The 18,421-nt window shown below is 62.4% G+C and carries 18 protein-coding genes and 1 tRNA gene; 11 read left to right on the forward strand and 8 right to left on the reverse strand.

Annotated elements, in window-relative coordinates; all coding sequences use genetic code 11:
• Positions 1-11: 11 nt before the first annotated feature.
• Positions 12-677: a response regulator gene (locus tag ACSQ20_RS12870; RefSeq protein ID WP_436020493.1), complete on the reverse strand. Its 666-nt coding sequence runs from the start codon at positions 675-677 to the stop codon at positions 12-14.
• Between the two features lie 406 nt (positions 678-1,083).
• Here ACSQ20_RS12870 and ACSQ20_RS12875 point away from each other — a divergent pair, with 406 nt between their 5' ends.
• A complete protein-coding gene (locus ACSQ20_RS12875) occupies positions 1,084-1,353 on the forward strand; it encodes a transposase (RefSeq protein ID WP_436023078.1) in 270 nt (89 codons plus the stop codon).
• 284 nt (positions 1,354-1,637) lie between these two features.
• On the opposite strand, the gene ACSQ20_RS12880 is transcribed toward ACSQ20_RS12875, so the two are convergent.
• From ACSQ20_RS12880 to ACSQ20_RS12900, 5 genes are all read right to left on the reverse strand, one after another.
• The gene (locus tag ACSQ20_RS12880) at positions 1,638-2,024 is read right to left on the reverse strand and encodes a type II toxin-antitoxin system death-on-curing family toxin (RefSeq protein WP_436020495.1); all 387 of its coding nucleotides are present in this window, start codon (positions 2,022-2,024) and stop codon (positions 1,638-1,640) included.
• On the reverse strand, positions 2,025-2,204 hold the full coding sequence (locus ACSQ20_RS12885) for a hypothetical protein (protein WP_436020497.1): 180 nt from the start codon (positions 2,202-2,204) through the stop codon (positions 2,025-2,027).
• 264 nt (positions 2,205-2,468) lie between these two features.
• Positions 2,469-2,627, reverse strand: a complete 159-nt coding sequence (locus ACSQ20_RS12890) for a hypothetical protein (protein ID WP_436020499.1) — start codon at positions 2,625-2,627, stop codon at positions 2,469-2,471.
• 533 nt (positions 2,628-3,160) lie between these two features.
• Positions 3,161-3,235, reverse strand: a tRNA-Arg gene (locus ACSQ20_RS12895).
• Between the two features lie 79 nt (positions 3,236-3,314).
• Positions 3,315-4,145, reverse strand: coding sequence for an undecaprenyl-diphosphate phosphatase (locus tag ACSQ20_RS12900; RefSeq protein ID WP_436020501.1), 831 nt, complete (start codon positions 4,143-4,145; stop codon positions 3,315-3,317).
• Between the two features lie 251 nt (positions 4,146-4,396).
• On the opposite strand from ACSQ20_RS12900, the gene ACSQ20_RS12905 reads away from it, so the two are divergent.
• From ACSQ20_RS12905 to ACSQ20_RS12935, 7 genes are all read left to right on the forward strand, one after another.
• Positions 4,397-5,440, forward strand: coding sequence for a substrate-binding domain-containing protein (locus ACSQ20_RS12905; RefSeq protein WP_436020503.1), 1,044 nt, complete (start codon positions 4,397-4,399; stop codon positions 5,438-5,440).
• Positions 5,441-5,600: 160 nt separating this feature from the next.
• Positions 5,601-6,647 (forward strand): ABC transporter substrate-binding protein, encoded by a 1,047-nt coding sequence (locus ACSQ20_RS12910; RefSeq protein ID WP_436020505.1) that lies wholly within the window; start codon positions 5,601-5,603, stop codon positions 6,645-6,647.
• A gap of 58 nt (positions 6,648-6,705) precedes the next feature.
• Positions 6,706-7,530 (forward strand): ABC transporter permease, encoded by an 825-nt coding sequence (locus ACSQ20_RS12915; RefSeq protein WP_436020507.1) that lies wholly within the window; start codon positions 6,706-6,708, stop codon positions 7,528-7,530.
• Positions 7,531-7,583: 53 nt separating this feature from the next.
• Complete coding sequence (locus ACSQ20_RS12920; RefSeq protein WP_436023080.1) at positions 7,584-8,432, forward strand: ABC transporter permease; 849 nt, start codon at positions 7,584-7,586, stop codon at positions 8,430-8,432.
• Between the two features lie 25 nt (positions 8,433-8,457).
• Positions 8,458-9,528 carry an ABC transporter ATP-binding protein gene (locus tag ACSQ20_RS12925; RefSeq protein WP_436020509.1) on the forward strand — a complete coding sequence of 357 codons (1,071 nt, stop codon included), beginning with the start codon at positions 8,458-8,460 and terminating at the stop codon, positions 9,526-9,528.
• 48 nt (positions 9,529-9,576) lie between these two features.
• Entirely contained in the window at positions 9,577-10,404 is an 828-nt protein-coding gene (locus tag ACSQ20_RS12930; RefSeq protein WP_436020511.1) for a phosphodiesterase, read from the forward strand.
• Complete coding sequence (locus tag ACSQ20_RS12935) at positions 10,401-11,615, forward strand: MFS transporter (protein ID WP_436020514.1); 1,215 nt, start codon at positions 10,401-10,403, stop codon at positions 11,613-11,615. Before ACSQ20_RS12930 ends, ACSQ20_RS12935 begins: the two co-directional genes overlap by 4 nt.
• Before the next feature lie 177 nt (positions 11,616-11,792).
• On the opposite strand, the gene ACSQ20_RS12940 is transcribed toward ACSQ20_RS12935, so the two are convergent.
• Positions 11,793-12,710: an EamA family transporter gene (locus tag ACSQ20_RS12940; protein WP_436020516.1), complete on the reverse strand. Its 918-nt coding sequence runs from the start codon at positions 12,708-12,710 to the stop codon at positions 11,793-11,795.
• Positions 12,711-13,233: 523 nt separating this feature from the next.
• Between ACSQ20_RS12940 and thiC the strand changes: the two genes are divergently transcribed.
• The 3 genes from thiC to ACSQ20_RS12955 all read left to right on the forward strand — a co-directional run bounded on the left by thiC (position 13,234) and on the right by ACSQ20_RS12955 (position 17,965).
• Positions 13,234-15,165 carry a phosphomethylpyrimidine synthase ThiC gene (gene thiC / locus ACSQ20_RS12945; RefSeq protein WP_436020518.1) on the forward strand — a complete coding sequence of 644 codons (1,932 nt, stop codon included), beginning with the start codon at positions 13,234-13,236 and terminating at the stop codon, positions 15,163-15,165.
• 209 nt (positions 15,166-15,374) lie between these two features.
• Entirely contained in the window at positions 15,375-16,304 is a 930-nt protein-coding gene (locus tag ACSQ20_RS12950; RefSeq protein ID WP_436020520.1) for a DMT family transporter, read from the forward strand.
• Between the two features lie 380 nt (positions 16,305-16,684).
• On the forward strand, positions 16,685-17,965 hold the full coding sequence (locus ACSQ20_RS12955; protein ID WP_436020522.1) for a sensor domain-containing phosphodiesterase: 1,281 nt from the start codon (positions 16,685-16,687) through the stop codon (positions 17,963-17,965).
• A gap of 18 nt (positions 17,966-17,983) precedes the next feature.
• Here ACSQ20_RS12955 and arfB read toward each other — a convergent pair whose 3' ends face one another.
• Positions 17,984-18,388 carry an alternative ribosome rescue aminoacyl-tRNA hydrolase ArfB gene (arfB, locus tag ACSQ20_RS12960; RefSeq protein ID WP_436020524.1) on the reverse strand — a complete coding sequence of 135 codons (405 nt, stop codon included), beginning with the start codon at positions 18,386-18,388 and terminating at the stop codon, positions 17,984-17,986.
• Between the last annotated feature and the right edge of the window lie 33 nt (positions 18,389-18,421).

Below are 18,421 nucleotides of genomic sequence, written 5' to 3' on the forward strand. Positions count from 1 at the left end.
TCGCCTTGCGTTCAGCCACGAAACTTTTCTTTCAGATATAACGCGAGCCCGAGGTCGTCCGCCACTTGCAGCTTGCGCATCGCACTGCGTTTATGGGTGCTGACCGTCTTTTTGCTGCGACGCAGGCGCGCGGCCGTCTGCGAGACCGACAGACCTTCGGCGATGTACCGGAGGATTTCGACTTCGGCTGACGAAAGCGCGTCTTCGCGGGGGATCGGCACCAGGCAATCGATGCAGCCGTCACGCACTGCGAAGAACTTGCGTGGCGAGCCGACGGCTTCGCGAATCGTGTCGGCGATCAGCGAGAGCGGCGTCGCCTTTTCGAGAAACGCATTGGCGCCTGCGCGATGGCAAATGCATTCGGCATCGGCGGCACGCGCGGCCGACAGTACGACGATGACGAGCGATGGCGCGCAGGTACGCAAACGCCGAATAAAAGCAGCACCGTCCACGCGATCGTCGGGCAAATAGTAGTCGACCAATGCGACGTCGTAGGTATTGCGCTCGAGTTCGGCTAGCAGGTCATCTGCCGTGCTGACGGTCGCACCCACCTCGAAATCCGCATAGTCGTGCAAATAAGTGGCGACCCCGAGCGCGACAATCGGATGATCGTCGAGCAGCACGACATTAATGCGATGCTTCGGTCGGGATAACAACAGGATTTTCCGGGAATTCATGCCCTTGCGCCCTCGGTAGCTTCTATTCGTTTATTGGAATAAGTGATCTGCCTGAATTCAGTCGCCCATCGTTTCATAACTAGCCGAATCGATATCTAGATCGTGAATCGCTGAAACAGCCGATATACAGGTATATGGCAGATTAATCGCGATACGTGCTTGAGAAATTTCTGATTTAGCTTGTTTTTTTACGATGCTGCCGCTGTAATGCCGCGATGGGCGATCGATTCTAGCCGATGTCATTTCGTCAAACAACCGATTCGGGTGAGATTTTATTATCTCAATAATAGCGGCGAGATGAGTGCCTTCCGTTTGTCTGAAAATATTGCCGTCATCGATATTTATTGTTTGGAGTGTGGTGGCGATTTTTAAATCGATAAAGTCACGAAGGGGAGCTTATATCAATATGTGGGGAGTGGTGTTGAAAGGCTCAGCACCTAGAAAATTGAGATGTGCGGCTGTGGTCGAATGCCGCGAGCACGGCATCTCGGAAGCCGCGTCCTACAACTCGAAGGAGAAGTTTGGTGGCATGACTGTTTTGGACGCGAAGCGTTTGAAAGAGTTGGAGCTCAAACGCCGGCTCGCCGAATCGATGCTCGACAACTCCGCTCTGAAGGACCGATGGCGTGATGTGAAGCTAGCGTTGGTGCGCCGGGCTTGCCGATGCCACGGTTAGCGAAAGCGCAAATATTAAAAGCCCGCACGGGGCAACTTGGGCGGCGATGTTTGGTCAGCTGCCGACAAGTCGAGGGCAGGAGCCGGACCAGGGATGGCAAGACGAAATCCAGCAGGCGCTTCGACGACTTGAACGCCGCGGGGCAGATGCTGTGGAATTTCGTCGGCTTCGACGGCTCGTCAACTGGCCGGTGCTATGGATCGGGGAAACGATCCGGGTGCCGATCGTGCCGGCGGTGCAGATGTGAGAAAGCCCGCGCGAGGCTCGATGTTCAGGCCGGGGGACTAGATTGACTCTGTGCTGAGCCACAGCGCGCTCAGATAGCTCGCGAACATTTCGTGATCTACAGTGCCGCGCGCCACTTTCACCACCACGTGCTCCAACTCAGCCGTGCGAGGGATTGTGAAACCTTCCTGTTTTAGATACGCCAAGGCGCAAGCAAGGCCGGTCCGCTTGTTCGCATCGTTGAAGACGTGCCCGCGAGCGATCGCCACGGTGTACATCGCGGCGATACCGAAGACGTCATCGATGCCATTGTAGTGAGCGTGATTGTCGACGCGAGCAAGTGCGGAATCTACGCCACCTCGACCGCCGCTAGCGAAGCCCGCCAAGCCACCAAGCTCCAAAAGGATCTCGTCATGCGTCGTGATGACGTAATCAAGATCCAGCACTCACCGATCCTTCAGCGCAACCATTACGTCGCGATGCTCGGCAATAACCGCGCGGATCGCTTTCAGAACTTCGGATTTTTGGGCGGGCGTAGCGACGCTGACCGAACCCTTCGGACGAACGATCACACGCGGCTTCAGTTCGACGCCGTACAGCTTGGTGATGCGCTCTTTCTGGTTCACGGGATACCTCCGGTCAACTCGTTGCGGCGACTACGTGACTATCAAACCGCAGCTCAACTATCTATGCTTTGACGGCAGAATCCCTGGAAAGCTGAGGGCCAGACCGTTACTAACGATAAAGACCATTCTAACTGAAGATAGTAGGCCTTTGGAAACTACGGTAACGTGCGCTGCCGAACGCCCTGCACTGTCGGTACCTCCTGATTGGCCACTACCAGCAGACGCCCCTTTTGACGCTGGAGTCGCCGACGCCTTGTCCAAATATTATTGCGCGCGGTTATACGCAGCGCGCACGTCGTTGCGCTCGCTGTGCGCCGACTGCCGCTCGATCCAGTCGGTCGCAAAGCCCTTTTCGTTGAGGATCGTCGACACCAGCCCGCAGAAGCCATGCCCCGTCACCCAGAGTGGTAATCCGTCCGACATAGGGCGAACAGCACCGTGTTTTCGCTGATCGGCTTCTGCATGTTGGACTGGCTCACGAAGACCCACGTCCGCCGGGCGTTGAGTTCCCTAAGCTTGCGAATGACGTCGAGTGCCTGCGTGGATAGCGGAACAATGTCTGAGCTCGGCATTTTTCATCTTCTCGGCCCGGATCCGCGATCGCCCGCGCACCGGAAGCAGTTCCTTCTCGAGCAGGCCTATCACGCCGTCCGCATACGCGGACTTCTACGTTTGGCGCCGTGCCGTTCGCGCGCAATTGGCTCAAAGGAATTCGTCCGACGCAGCCCCGCTTCGAGCTTCACGCGGCGCTCGTCATGCGACGGGTCCAGAGGCCGGCGCGGATCTGGCCTTGATGGCGTCCCGCGCCTTCGCGGTGCCAGCAGTGACACGGTTGGATAGACACCAACGGCATGCACCCTCTGCTGGGAACTCAGGCAAGAACGGAACATAAACTGCCGCAAACCCTTGACGAGCCGGGGATTTTGGTAGGCGAAGAAAAACGTTAGGCGCCCAAATGGCCCCCCCACGAGGAATCGAACCTCGATTTCAGGTTTAGAAGACCCGTGTTCTATCCGTTGAACTATGGGGAGGGGGCAAGCCATGTTACTGCACCGAACGCAAGACCTCTTGCACCGGGGGCCGCATTATAACCGACACGCCCCGTCGCACTCACAGCGGCTGTGGATGAGTCATGAACCAGGCAAAGCACAGCACACCCGCCGCGACGCAATAAACACCGAACGCCGCGAGCCGGCCCCGTCCCTCAAAGTAGCGCATTAAAAAACGCACGCTCAAATAAGCCGCAATCGCCGTCAGCACGCCACCCAGTAATGCGTCCGCAAGCTGCCCGGGTGCATGAAAAAGCTTCGGCAATTCGAGAATGCCGGCCGCAAAAATAATCGGCGTGCCAAGCAGAAACGAAAACTCGGCGGCGCTTTCAGCCGTCAGCCCCGCAGCATTGCCTGCGATCATCGTGAGACCGCTGCGCGAAAAACCAGGCACGAGCGCACCGATCTGCGCGAGCCCCACAAGAAATGCGTGCCTGAACATCAGCTTCTCGGGCGGACGATGCGCCCGCGTGCGCTGCAGCCTGTCGCCCAGCCACAAAAGCAAACCATTGACAACCAACGCGAGTGCGACGATGCGCAAATCGTGAAATACCCGCTCGAGCCGCTTTTCGAGCACCAGCCCGACCAGCCCCGCCGGAATCGTGCCGATGATGACAGCCCACATCATATGGCCGTCATCACTGCGCCGGCCCGCAAGCGAGCCGAACCAGCCCTTCACGAGCGCCACCCAACGTGCCCGGAAGTACCAGAGCAACGCGAACGCCGTGCCAAGGTGCAGCGCGACCAGAAATGGAATCAGCTGCGACGCATGCTTATCGATATGCATGCCGACAAGCGCGGGGGCAAGCAGCGTATGGCCAAGGCTGCTGACAGGAAAAAGTTCGGTCACGCCCTGCAGGACGCTCAAAAAAATCAAAAAGCCAAGAGTCACGCGTCATTCCTTTTTTTCTTAAATACCGATTCGATAGTAGCGGGCCGCGCCTTGGCCGTCAGGCGGCCCCGCCGGGGCGGAAGCGATTATGCCAATCAGGTAAAACCACGCCAAGCTTCAACCTCGATTTTTTACGATCAAAATGCGAGCAAAAACGTCACGTGTCAGTCATAATCGACCCCGATAATGGTCTGACCAAAAACGTTTTCAGTGTTTTTTTGGCCTCTGATACCGGGACTGTACCGACTGCGATGAGACATACCATCAAAGATGTGGCCGCTTACGCGGGCTTTTCGATCGCCACGGTGTCGCGCGCCATCAACGCGCCGCACACGGTCAACCGCGTGACGCTGGCAAAAATACGCGAAGCGATCGACGCACTGCAGTTTAGCCCGAGCCCGCTCGGGCGCCAGTTGCGCGGCGAGCGCACGCGGCTGATCGGCGTCGTGCTGCCGACGCTCGCGAACCCCGTCTTCGCCGAATGTCTGCAGGGCATCGACGAGCTAGCGTCGAATCAAGGTTATCGGCTCATGCTGATGACAACCCAATACGACGCAGCGCGCGAGCGCCACGCGATCGAGACGTTGCTCGCACAGCGCGTCGAAGGGCTGATTCTGACCGTGGCCGATGCGGACACCCATCCGTTGCTTGATGACCTCGACCGCGATGGCACGCTCTACGTGCTGATGCACAACGACACGGTGCGGCGGCCGTCGGTGTCCGTCGACAACCGCCGTGCCGCGTTCGACGGCGTGCGCATGCTGATCGAGCATGGTCACGAGCACGTCGTCATGCTGGCCGGCACGCTCGCCGAATCAGATCGAGCACGGCTGCGCTACCGCGGCTACGAAGACGCGATGCGCCAAGCGGGTCTCACGCCGGCACCGGCGCTCGAAGTCGACTTCAACGCGGACGAGCTCGCACCCTCGGTCCTCGCGCATCTCACATCCGGCCCTGCCCGCCCGACCGCGCTTTTTTGCAGCAACGACCTGCTGGCGATGGTCGTCATGCGCGGGCTGCGCCGGGCGTCATATATGGTGCCCGAGTACATGTCCATTCTCGGTTTCGACGGGCTTCCGATTGGTGAGCTGCTTTCACCACCGCTTGCAAGCATCTGCACGCCAAACCGCGGAATCGGCTGCGCCGCGTGGGAGCGCCTGATGGCGCGCATCGCAGGCGCGGACGACGGCGATTCGCTGTCGCTCACGCTGCCGCACACGCTGCGCAAAGGCGCAACGGTGCACGCGCTTTCGGGCGCGGCCGGCTCGGCTCATTCTGCCCAACCGATCGCCTGATCGTACGCTTCGGTAGCCGATAATCGTTAGTCGGTAGCTGACGCTTAACCATCGGCCACCGACATCGGCCCTCGGCAGCAGCGGCGCGCCCGTCGCACCTAGTGCGAAAGGCGCTTTCTATCGGCGGCCCCCTTCCCCTTAGCCTGCAAGGAGACCACACGTGACACGTCGTTTCTCTTTCATTCGCCAGCGGCTCGCGCGTTCAACCTTGGCAAGTCTCGCGCTCGTCGGTGCTTTTGCGTTGCCGCTCGCCGGCGCGGCACACGCTGAACAAACCGCCATCTGCTACAACTGCCCGCCGGAATGGGCCGATTGGAAAAGCCAGTTGCAAGCGATTCAAGAGAAAACCGGCATTCAGGTGCCGACCGACAACAAGAATTCGGGCCAAGCCATTGCGCAACTCATGGCCGAAAAAGCGAGCCCCGTCGCCGATGTCGTCTATCTCGGCGTGTCGTCGGCGTTTCAGGCGAAGGACAAGGGCGTCGTGCAACCCTACAAGCCGGAGCATTGGGATGACATCCCTGCCGGGCTCAAAGACCCGCAAGGCTACTGGTTCGCGATTCATTCGGGCACGCTCGGCTTTTTCGTCAATAAAGACGCGCTTGAAGGAAAACCCGTTCCCACCTCGTGGGCCGATTTGCTCAAGCCCGAGTACAAGGGAATGGTCGGCTATCTCGATCCGTCCAGCGCGTTCGTCGGTTACGCCGGCGCCGTTGCCGTCAATCAAGCCCTTGGCGGCACACTCGATAATTTCGAGCCGGGGCTGAAATGGTTCGAGAAGTTAAAGAAAAATAATCCGATCGTGCCGAAGCAAACGGCCTATGCACGCGTGCTCGCGGGCGAAATTCCGATTCTCATCGATTACGATTTCGATTCCTATCGCGCGGAGTATAAAGATCACGCAAATGTGGCATTCGTGATTCCGAAAGAAGGCACGATCACGGTGCCGTATGTCATGAGCCTCGTAAAAGGCGCACCCCATGAGGCAAACGGCAAAAAAGTGCTGGATTTTGTCCTGTCCGACGAAGGGCAAAAGCTGTGGGCTAACGCTTACTTGCGTCCGGTACGCGCAAGCGCAATGAGCCAGGAGGCCGCCGCCAAGTTTCTGCCCGCGAGCGAATACGCACGAGCGAAACCGGTGGATTTCGCTGCGATGGCCGAAAAACAGCAGCAATTCGGACAGGATTATTTGAAGCGCATGCATTGACGTGCCTGTTGATGCGGCAGCGGTAGCTGCATCAACAGCGCGCTTCGCGGCTTTCACCATGCATGACATTACTTTCCCTCTGCGCTGGCGGCTCGCGCTGATGGCCCCGGCGCTCGCCATCTTCGCCGCATTCTGGCTGCTGCCGATGGGCGTGCTTGTTCAAGTCAGCGCCAACGGTCGCGCCTTCGACACCTATCGTGCGCTCGTCACGAACGCGCGCTATATGGGCAGTCTCGGCGCGACAGTAGCGCTGTCGGCGGCTGTCACGCTCACCACGCTCGTGCTATCGGTCATCGCCGGACTCTTTCTCGCACGGCGCAGCTTCGCGGGCAAACGCGCGCTCGTCGCGCTACTGACCTTTCCGCTCGCATTCCCGGGCGTGGTGGTGGGCTTCATGGTGATCATGCTGGCCGGCCGGCAAGGGCTGATCGGCGCCATCACCGAAAAGCTCACCGGCGATAAATGGGTCTTCGCTTATTCGATGGCGGGCCTTTTTTGCGGATATCTCTATTTCTCGATTCCGCGCGTGATCGTCACCGTCATGGCATCGGCGACCAAGCTCGACCCACTGCTCGAAGAAGCGGCGCGCTCGCTCGGCGCTTCGCCGTGGCAAATCATGCGCGATGTCGTGTTGCCGGGCCTTGCGCCCGGGCTCGTGGCGGCCGGCGCGATCTGCTTCGCGACGGCGATGGGCGCCTTCGGTACAGCATTCACGCTGGCCACCGACATCGACGTGCTGCCCATGACGATCTATACCGAGTTCACGCTCAACGCCAACATGGTGACGGCGGCGGGCTTGTCCATCATCCTCGGCCTCGTGACTTGGCTCGTGCTCGCGCTCGCGCGCAGCATGACCGGCTCGGCCGTCGCGGCGACGGCGTGAGGCTCACGGTGAACAACGTCATCATCGACGACAAAGCACCGAGCGTACGTCACGTGCCGCGGCCGTCCCCCTCGCACCGGCATGCGGCGCGGCGTCTCATTGCCTTCGGACAATGGGCCGTCACGCTCGCGCTGTGCGCCTTTCTGATCGTGCCCGTCGGCATGTCGATCATGGCGGGCCTGACGGTCAACTATTTTCGCGGGATCTCGAGCGGGCTCACGCTGCGCTGGCTCGTCGAGGTATGGACGCAATATCACGGGTCGGTCTTTCTCTCGCTCGGCATCGCCGCCGCCACGCTGGCGATCACGCTCGTCACCGGCGTGCCGGCAGGCTACGCAATCGCACGCAGCAAAACGCGCGCGGCTCGCTTCGTCGAGGAACTGCTCGTCTTGCCGATCGCGCTGCCCGGCCTGGCCTCGGCACTCGCGCTGATCATCGTGTACGGCGGCTTCTCGGCGTTTCGCACGAGTGCCGCGTTCATCGTCGCGGGCCATGTCGTCTTCACGTTGCCGTTCATGGTGCGCGCCGTCGCCGCCGTCGCCGCGAGCGTCGATCTTCGTACGCTCGAAGAAGGCGCCGCGAGCCTCGGCGCCGGTTTCCGGCAGCGCTTCGTCACGATCGTACTGCCCAACCTGCGCCCTGGCATCATCGCAGGCGCACTCGCCGTGCTCACGCTGTCGATTGGCGAATTCAACCTCACGTGGATGCTGCACACGCCCGCCACGAAGACGCTGCCGGTCGGCTTGGCCGATACGTATGCGTCGCTGCGCATCGAAATAGGCAGCGCCTACACGATCCTCTTTTTCGCGATGACGATGCCGTTGCTCATCGCAATGCAGTGGCTCGGCGTAGATGTCACCGGTCAGCGCGCCCTGCGCGATCGCGCCCGTTCGCCCCGTTAGTCCGTCCTTTTTTCGCTCCCCGCCAATGAAACTCAATCCGGTCCCGATCACGCTGAAGCAGTGTGCGAAAACGTTTCAAGTCACGCGCGTGCTCGAGCCGATCGACCTGACGGTCGCTGCCGGCGAGACCGTAGTGCTGCTCGGGCCGTCGGGATGCGGCAAGACGACGACGCTGCGCATCGTCGCCGGTCTCGAGATGCCCGACGCGGGCGGCACTGTCGCATTCGGCGACGAGGACGTCACCCGTTTGCCAATCGAGCGTCGGCAAGTTGGCATGGTCTTTCAGAGCTATGCGCTGTTTCCGAATCTGAATGTAAGAGAAAACGTCGGCTACGGCCTGCGGATCGCGAAGGTCGAACCCGCGCAGGCGCGGCGGCGCGTCGACGAGTTGCTCGCGATGATGCGGCTCGAAGCGCACGCAGCCAAGCCGATCGACCAGCTCTCGGGCGGCCAGCGTCAGCGCGTCGCGCTGGCCCGTGCGCTCGCGCGCGAGCCGCGCGTTCTGCTGCTCGACGAGCCGCTGACCGCGCTCGACGCACGGCTGCGCGATACGTTGCGCCGCGAGATGAATGCGCTGTTGCGCGGGCTCGGCGTCACGACGATCTACGTGACTCACGATCAGGCCGAGGCGATGGAGCTGGGCGACCGCATCGTCGTGATGAGTGCCGGGCGCATCGAACAGATCGGCTCGCCGCGCGAGATCTACTACCGCCCCGCGAACCGTCATGTGGCGCAGTTCGTCGGCACCATCAACCGCGTCGCGGGCCACTACGATGGCGATGGCGATACGTTCACGACCGCGGGCGGCAAGCTTGCGGTGTCTGCGGCACAGTTCGGCCACGTGCGCGGCGTGTCGCCGGCCGGTGAGACGGAACTTTTCTTTCGCCCAGAAGATGCCCGCTTGGTCGATGCCGCGAGCGCACCGCTTCGCGGCATCGTCGAAGCGGTGGCATTCCTCGGTGAACGCACGCGCATCACGGTGACGGGCGCCGCTCCCGATCCGCTCGTAATCGATGCCCCCGGGCGCGTCGCGCTTTCGCCCGGCGACGCGATCGGTGTCGAGATCGCGGCCGAAGGGCTCATCGCGCTCGCGTGAGCGCGCCGCCGCTCACCATTTTTTTCGACCACGGAATTCGGACCTCATATGCTGTTGGCTCAAATCAGCGATCTGCACGTCAAGCGACCGGGCGCCCTGGCCTACCGGCGCGTGGACACCGGCGCGGCGCTCACGCGCTGCATCGAGCGGCTCAATGCGCTCGCTCCACGGCCCGACGCAGTGGTCATCACAGGCGATCTCGTGGACGTCGGCAGCGTCGAGGAATACCAGCATCTGCACGCGCGGCTAGCCTCACTTGAGCTGCCGTTTTATCTGCTCGTCGGTAATCACGACGAGCGCAATGCGCTGCGCCAGGTATTTCCCGAGTACGCTTACTTGCAGCAAAATGCCCCGTTCGTGCAGTACACCGTCGACGTGGGGCCGCTGCGGCTCGTCGCGCTCGACTCGCAAACGCCAGGGCAAAGCGGCGGCACGCTTTGCGAGGCTCGCCTTGTGTGGCTCGAAGTGCAGTTGGAAGCGGCGCGCGGCATGCCGGTGGTCATCGCCTTGCATCATCCGCCGTTTGCCTCGGGCATCGGCCATATGGACCGGCAGGGACTCGACTCGGGCTCGACCGAGCGGCTCGCCGCCATCGTGCGCCGCTTCGATAACATCGAGCGCGTGATCTGCGGGCACGTGCATCGACCGATCTTCACGCGTTTTGCCGGCACGATTGCATCTTCTGCGCCGTCGCCCGCTCATCAGGTCGAACTCGACTTGCGTGAGAACGCGCCGCCCGCGTTTCGGCTGGAGCCGCCCGCATTCGCGTTACATCAGTTCCATCCGGCGACCGGCCTCGTCACACATCATGCGTATATCGATGCAAGCGAAGGCCCGTATCCGTTTTACGAGCCCGATGGCAAGCTCATCGAATGACCTCCCCTGTGTCCGATTCGGCTGGCGCCGCTCCGTCCGCATTGCCCTCTTCACCGTATTCGCGCGGGCTTTTGTTACTGCTGGCGACGATTGCCGGCGTGTCGGTCGCCAACATCTATTACAACCAACCGCTGCTCGAGAGCTTGCGCGTCTCTTATAAGCACGACGCAGCCTGGGTTGGCGTGGTGCCGGCGGCCACGCAACTCGGCTATGCCGTCGGCATGCTGCTGCTCGCGCCGCTCGGCGATCGCTTCGATCGTCGCCGTCTCATCCTGCTGCAAATCGCCGGCCTCGGGCTCGCGCTGTGCGTCGCCGCCCTCGCGCCTAGCCTCGCCGTCCTCGCCGTGGCCAGCCTCGTGATCGGCGTGCTTGCCACGATCGCCCAACAGGCCGTGCCGTTCGCCGCGGAGCTTGCACCGCCGGCCGAGCGCGGTCACGCGGTCGGCACGGTCATGAGCGGGCTGTTGCTGGGCATTTTGCTCGCGCGCACCGCGGCGGGATTCATCGCCCAGTACTTCGGCTGGCGCGCCGTGTTCGCCGCTTCGGTGGCGGCACTCGTCGCGCTCGCCATCGTCGTCGCGACGCGCTTGCCGAACAGTCGGCCCACGTCGACTTTGCGCTACGGCAAGCTGCTGGGCTCGATGTGGCATCTTGCGTGCGACCTGCCCGGCCTACGCGAGGCGTCATTGACGGGCGCCGCGCTCTTCGCGGCTTTCAGCGCGTTCTGGTCGGTGCTTACGCTGCTGCTCGCAGGCGCGCCGTTTGACCTCGGACCGCAGGCCGCGGGCCTTTTCGGCATCGTGGGCGCAGCCGGCGCGCTGGCCGCACCGGTCGCCGGCCGCTCAGCGGACAAGCGCGGACCGCGCGCCGTGATCTCGCTATCGATCGGTCTCATTGCGCTGTCCTTCGTGGTATTCGGTTTGTCGGCGACGCATCTCGCGGGGCTCGTATTGGGCGTGATTTTGCTCGATGTCGGCGTGCAGGCCGCGCAGATCTCCAATCAATCGCGTATCTATGCGTTGAAGCCCGAAGCGCGCAGCCGCGTGAATACGGTATTCATGGTCTGCTATTTCATCGGCGGCGCAACCGGATCCGCCGTCGGCGCGCTGGCCTGGCGCCACTTCGGTTGGAGTGGCGTGTGCGCAGCGGGCCTTGCGTTCACGCTCGCGGCGGCGGTTCGGCACATGCCGTGGCGCACCGCTGCGAGCTGACGCGTCAAGCGCTGTCCGATACGCTTGCGGCAACGGTGAGCGGTGGTAATCAGCCAGTCGGCGTTGTTGGCCATGTCGTTACTTAGGCCGGAGGTACTTGGAAGAAGCTAACGACATGCCCCGCAGCGATGGCATACGGGAATTCAGCAGACAAATTGGCGTGCGCAGCGACGTCCATCACCCAACACGCCGCCTGTCGAACCAGAACGACAGCGCTACGCTCGCCAGGATCGCGACCGTAGCGGCAACCGTCCCGATGGTCACCGGTTCCCCCAGCATCAGCGCGCCAAGCGAAACGGCGACGATCGGATTCACGTACATGCAACTGCTCGCAACGATAGGGCTCGTGTGCCGAATCAAGAACGCATAGGCCACGTAAGCGGCCATCGTCGCCACTACCGTCAGATAGATGAACGCCACGATCGGCAGCAGCTCCACGTGGGTTATTCGTTCGCCGCCAAGCCAGGCAACGCATGTCGAAATGGCCCCGCCGAGCCCGATTTGCAAAGCAGTCGACATGAACAGATCGGCCGGCAACACGAGGCGACTCGCGAGATGCGCGCCGGCCGCCCAGCACAACGCGGCGACGACGATGACGATACTGCCGCTCACCGACGCGGCCGATGCGTGGCCGTAATTCAACACGACGATACCGGCCAAGCCCAGCCCGACTGCCACCCACTCGCCCCTCGCGACGCGATACCCGGCCACGGCCGAAATCATCGTGGCGAAAAGCGGCACCGTGGCGATGATGATCGCGGCCGCCCCCGTGCTGACGCTGCGCATGCCAGAGACGAGCAGCCCGCTCGACAAACCCACCAGCATGGCCCCGACGATACCCGCATTGCGGACCTCAGCCGGCGTCGGCCACGCGGACAGGCGATGTGCCGAACGCGCGGCGAAGACGAAGAGGCCGATCCCGGCCAGCAGGTTGCGCAAACCGGAAAGCAACAGCGGCGGAAAAGATTCGAGCGCGACATGCAGCGCGAGATAGGCCGAACCCCACGCGAAATAAACCACCGCCAGCGCGAGCACGATGCGCGCACTGCGCGGTCGCAGCATCGGCGGACTTTCGCTTATGCGAGTTTCACTCATGCGTTGGCCGTTGTGTATGGGCCATGGCGGCGCCCAGCCCAAACGGGCACGCGGCAAACGTGCGGAACAAGACCAAACGGCATAGCGACAGGGGCGGAAATGAAACGACGGCGAGGCGAATGCCGGCGGCGACGCTTATGCGCAACGGCGTCAGCAGCAGGTCGACTGCATTATGCGCGCCACGCCCGTACCGGTGCTGCGAAGCCGGCATATCGCCACAGGCACGGTGTCGCGCAGGTTGCAAAGCCCGGCGTCCCGTTGTATCTTCTGCCCTGCTAACGCGGGGGTCCTGCGTTGCGCCTCGAATCGACCGATTGACGGTAATTGGGTGATAAGTGGCGCTGCGTGGGTGAGAAACACCCTTTGAACCTGATCTGGATAATGCCAGCGCAGGGAAGCGTACGGGTTTGATGGCATAGGCACCGGCACCACCAGTTCACGCTTTACGCCGCCTTGCATGCCCGACCTCCCTTCCGTCTCCTGCTCCTGCCTTAGCGCCCCCATGCTCGCTCAGGAGATATGCATGAACGCCAATCCCAAATTTATTTCAGCGGACGCGCGCGTCGACGCCGCCGCCGTCGCCCCGCTGCCGAATTCGCGCAAAGTCTATGTGAGCGGCTCGCAGCCCGATATCCGCGTGCCGATGCGCGAAATCACGCAGGCCGACACCCCTAGCGGTTTCGGCGGCGAGAAAAACCCGCCGATCTATGTCTACGATACGTCGGGCCCGTACACCGACCCCGACGCCAACATCGATATTCGTCAGGGCCTGCCGGCGCCGCGTCAGCGCTGGATCGAGGCGCGCGGCGACACCGAACAACTGGCTGCGCTCACGAGCGAATTCGGGCGCGAGCGCGCGGCCGATCCGGCCACCGCGCAACTGCGCTTTCCGGGTTTGCACCGCCATCCGCGTCGGGCCAAGGCCGGCGCGAACGTGACGCAGATGCACTATGCACGCCGCGGCGTCATTACGCCGGAGATGGAGTACATCGCGATCCGCGAGAATCAGCGCCGCGCCGAGTATCTCGAAAGCCTGCGCACGAGCGGCCCGACCGGCGCCAAGCTGGCCGACATGATGGGCCGTCAGCACCCGGGACAGGCGTTCGGCGCTGCCGCCTTCGGCGCGAACGCATTGCGGGAGATCACCCCCGAATTCGTGCGTGACGAAGTGGCTCGCGGCCGCGCGATCATTCCCGCGAACATCAACCACCCGGAAAGCGAGCCGATGATCATCGGCCGTAATTTCCTCGTGAAGATCAACGCGAATATCGGCAATTCGGCCGTGACGTCGTCGATCGGCGAGGAAGTCGACAAAATGACGTGGGCCATCCGCTGGGGCGGCGACACGGTCATGGATCTGTCGACCGGCAAGCACATCCATGAAACGCGCGAGTGGATCATTCGCAACAGCCCGGTGCCGATCGGCACGGTGCCGATCTATCAAGCGCTCGAGAAGGTCAACGGCAAAGCCGAAGACCTGACCTGGGAAATTTTCCGCGACACGTTGATCGAGCAAGCCGAACAAGGCGTCGACTACTTCACGATCCATGCGGGCGTGCTGCTGCGCTACGTGCCGATGACGGCGAACCGGATGACGGGCATCGTCTCGCGCGGCGGCTCGATCATGGCGAAATGGTGTCTCGCCCATCACAAGGAAAGCTTCCTTTACGAGCACTTCGAAGACATCTGCGAAATCATGAAGGCCTACGACGTGAGCTTCTCGCTCGGCGACGGCCTGCGCCCCGGCTCGATCTATGACGCCAACGACGAAGCGCAGCTCGGCGAACTCAAGACGCTGGGCGAGCTCACGCAAATAGCGTGGAAGCATGACGTCCAAGTGATGATCGAAGGCCCGGGCCATGTGCCGATGCAGTTGATCAAGGAAAACATGGACTTGCAGTTGCAATGGTGCGACGAAGCCCCGTTTTATACGCTCGGACCGCTGACGACCGACATCGCGCCGGGCTACGATCACATCACCTCGGGTATCGGCGCGGCGATGATCGGCTGGTTCGGCACGGCGATGCTCTGCTACGTGACGCCGAAGGAGCATCTCGGCTTGCCGAACAAGGACGACGTCAAGGAAGGCATCATCACGTACAAGCTCGCGGCGCATGCGGCGGACTTGGCCAAGGGCCATCCGGGTGCCCAGGTGCGCGATAACGCACTGTCGAAAGCACGCTTCGAGTTTCGCTGGGAAGATCAGTTCAATCTTGGCCTCGACCCGGACAAGGCGCGCGAATTCCACGACGAAACGCTGCCGAAGGATTCGGCCAAGGTCGCGCATTTTTGCTCGATGTGCGGGCCGCACTTCTGCTCGATGAAAATCACGCAAGACGTGCGCGAGTTCGCGGCGGCCCAAGGTGTATCCGAGCAAGCGGCGTTGCAAAAAGGCATGGAAGTGAAGGCGGTCGAGTTCGTGAAAAACGGCGCCGAGATTTATCAGCGGCAATAAGTACTGCACGCCGCACTTCGGTAAATTCTGACGAAAAGGGGGCGTTCGCGCCCCCTTCGCATGGGTGCGCTGCACCGGTTTTTATCGTTTCTTGTCGTTTCTTGTCGTTTCTTGTCATTTCATCGCACGCCGAAACACTGTCTTGCGCGCCGGGTGTACCATGCGCAACTTCTGTGTGAACGCGTACGCCACAAGCGTCTTCTCTATCGATGAAAACCCGTCATCTAATCCAACTCATCGTACTCGCTGCCCTTTGGGGCGCGTCGTTTCTATTTATTCGCGTCGGCGTCGCGGAATTCGGCGTGACGCCGCTGATGGCGCTGCGCGTGTCGATCGGCGCGCTGTTCCTCGTGGCAATGATGTTCGCGCGCGGCGCGCCGCGCGAGGCGCTCGCAACGCTGCGCGCACAGGCCGTGCCGCTTTTCATCGTCGGTGCACTCAACTCGGCGGTGCCGTTTTGTCTTTTCGCGTTCGCTGAACTGACGCTGTCGGCCGGCACGACCTCGGTCATCAACGCGACGACCCCGCTGTGGGGCGCACTCGTCGCTTACCTCTGGCTGCGCGACCGCCTCACGTGGCTGCGCACGCTGGGAATGGCCATCGGCTTTGCCGGCGTGGTGACGCTGGTATGGGACCAAGTTGCGTCGGCACACGGCGCGAGCGCGCCGGCACCGGCGGCAACCGTACTCGCCGCCGCTGCGGCAATGGGCGCGGCGTTGCTCTACGGTATTGCAGCGAGCTACACGAAGCAGCGGTTAAACGGCGTCGATGCGTTGACAGTCGCCACGGGCAGCATGCTCGGATCGAGCATCGCGCTCATTCCGTTCGCGCTTGCCTACTGGCCCGCCCATTATGTGTCGGCCAGCGCGTGGGGCGCAGTGCTGAGCCTCGGCGTGGCCTGCACGGGCGTCGCCTACTTCATCTATTTTCATCTGCTCAATGTCGCCGGCCCTGCGCGCGCCATGTCGGTTACGTTCGTCATTCCGGTTTTCGGCATTCTGTGGGGCGCGCTGTTTCTCGGGGAGCAGGTCTCGACGCCGATGCTGCTTGGCTGCGCGATCGTGCTGGTCGGTACGGCGCTTGCCACCGGCGCCGTCAAGCGGTTGCCCGGCTTCGGCCGGCGGGCCGAACAGACCTGACAAGCGTCGACATAGCCCCGATACAAGTGGATACGCGCCAAGCCCTGCCAAGACCCGCCAATACGCGCTGAGAACGGCCGCCAATGTTCGGCGGCCTACACCGAACGCCGCCGGAAGCACAACGACTTTCCACCCACCGTACCCGATCGAACATAGCCCGCGACGCCGACGGACTTACGCTGACCTCATCGTTAATGCGTTCGTTTGTTACACTGGCTTTTCCTCATATGGGCACAGTCCGGCATGGTCGGTTTTCTGGTTCACCTCACCCGGCTCGACTGCCGGCGCGTGACACGCGTGACGCTTCCGACCCTTTCCCGCGCCTCGCGCGCCGCCGGGCCGGTTCGGCCACGCTCTTTCGCGCCGAACGCGCGCTGGCCATGGCATCGAAACGCGAACTGACGCTCTCCGACATCCTCCCCCACTTGAAGCTCGATGACACAGGCTGGTACATCGACTATCAAGGCGTCACGCTGCGCAGCGCGTTTCAGCCCGTGGTGTCGATTACGCATAAGCGCGTGGTCGGCTATGAGGCGCTCTTGCGCGCCACGGACAGCATCGGGCAACCGATTCACCCGCATACCCTGTTCGCCAGTGCGCCGGGCAAAAACATTGCGCTCGCACTCGAACGGCTCACGCGTTGCGTGCATTTCGCCAATTTCGCGCAGGCCGGGCTCGACCAGGGCTGGCTCTTCGTCAACGCGTTGCCGCGCCTTTTTCGCAGCGGCTGGCCCTATGGCACGTTCATCGACGAGCTGTGCGCCCATTTCGAGCTGCCGCACCGGCGCGTGGTCATCGAACTGCTCGAGGAGCCCGCGACCGACGAGGCGCTCTTTGAACGCACAGTCGCGGCACTGCGCGAGCGGGAACTGCTGATCGCGATCGATGACTTCGGCACCGGTTTTTCGAACTTCGATCGCATCTGGCGCGTGCGGCCCGACATCGTCAAACTCGACCGCTCGCTGGTGGCGCGCATGGCGATACCGGGCGCCGACCATCAATTCGCGACGCAACTCGTGACGATGCTGCATCAAGCCGGCACCATGGTCCTCGGCGAAGGGGTTGAAACCGATGACGAGCTGTTGATGCTGATGCAAGCCGACGTGGACTTCGTGCAAGGCTTCTGGTTGGGCCAGCCGCATGCGTCGCCGCGCACGGCGGCCGCGGCCGCTCCCGCGCTGATCGATGCGATGTGGGCACGGTATCGCACACGCGCGAGCGGCACGCCCGGTCTGCCGGTCGACTTCAGCGAGTTCGAAGAGGCGGTGCTGGCCGGCGCGCGAATCTTTCGGGCAACGGGCGATCTCGCGATGGCGGCGCAGCCGACGTTGGCAAGACCGTTTGCGCGCCGCGTGTTTGTCGTCGATGCCGAAGGCAATCAGCATCAGCATTCGATTGCGGCCGATACCGCCACCGAAGCCGAACGGCTCTCGCCGCTGTTCCCCGATACGCACAGCAATTGGTCACGCCGCGCTTACTTCAAGCAAGCGGTGGCCGCACCAGGACGGGTGGCGCTCATGGGTCCACACTATTCGTTGACCGAGGGCAAGGATTGCTACACGGCCGCCGTCGCCGTCGAAGCCGGCTCGCAATTGCACGTCTTTTGCGTTGATTTCATACTCGACGTGCCACACCCCGACGACGGCGAACGGATCGACTGAGTGCTTCGCTGCCCACGCTCAATCGGCCACGCGCGAGCGCGCCGCTTTGATGTCGGCGCGATGCGCCTTGCTGTCGAGCCGTCGCATCTTCGATGCGCGCGTGGGCTTCGTCGGAATTCGCGCGCGCCGTGTCATGCACACGCTCGCAACGAGTTCGTTCAATCGCGCAAGCGCCGCCGCGCGGTTCATCTCCTGCGTCCGATACTCCTGCGCTTTGATGACGACGATGCCGTCACGCGTCACGCGATGATCCGACAGCGCGAGCAGGCGCAGCTTGATCGGCTCGGGCAGCGACGACGCACGAATGTCGAAACGAAGGTGGATCGCGCTCGACACCTTGTTGACGTTCTGGCCACCGGCGCCTTGGGCGCGCACGGCCGTGAGCTCGACTTCGGCAGGGGACACAGTATGGCGAATAGTCATGGCAAACGATAACGGTGATACAGGGCGATACAG

The organism is Trinickia sp. LjRoot230 (genome assembly GCF_964253315.1).
GTDB lineage: Bacteria > Pseudomonadota > Gammaproteobacteria > Burkholderiales > Burkholderiaceae > Trinickia.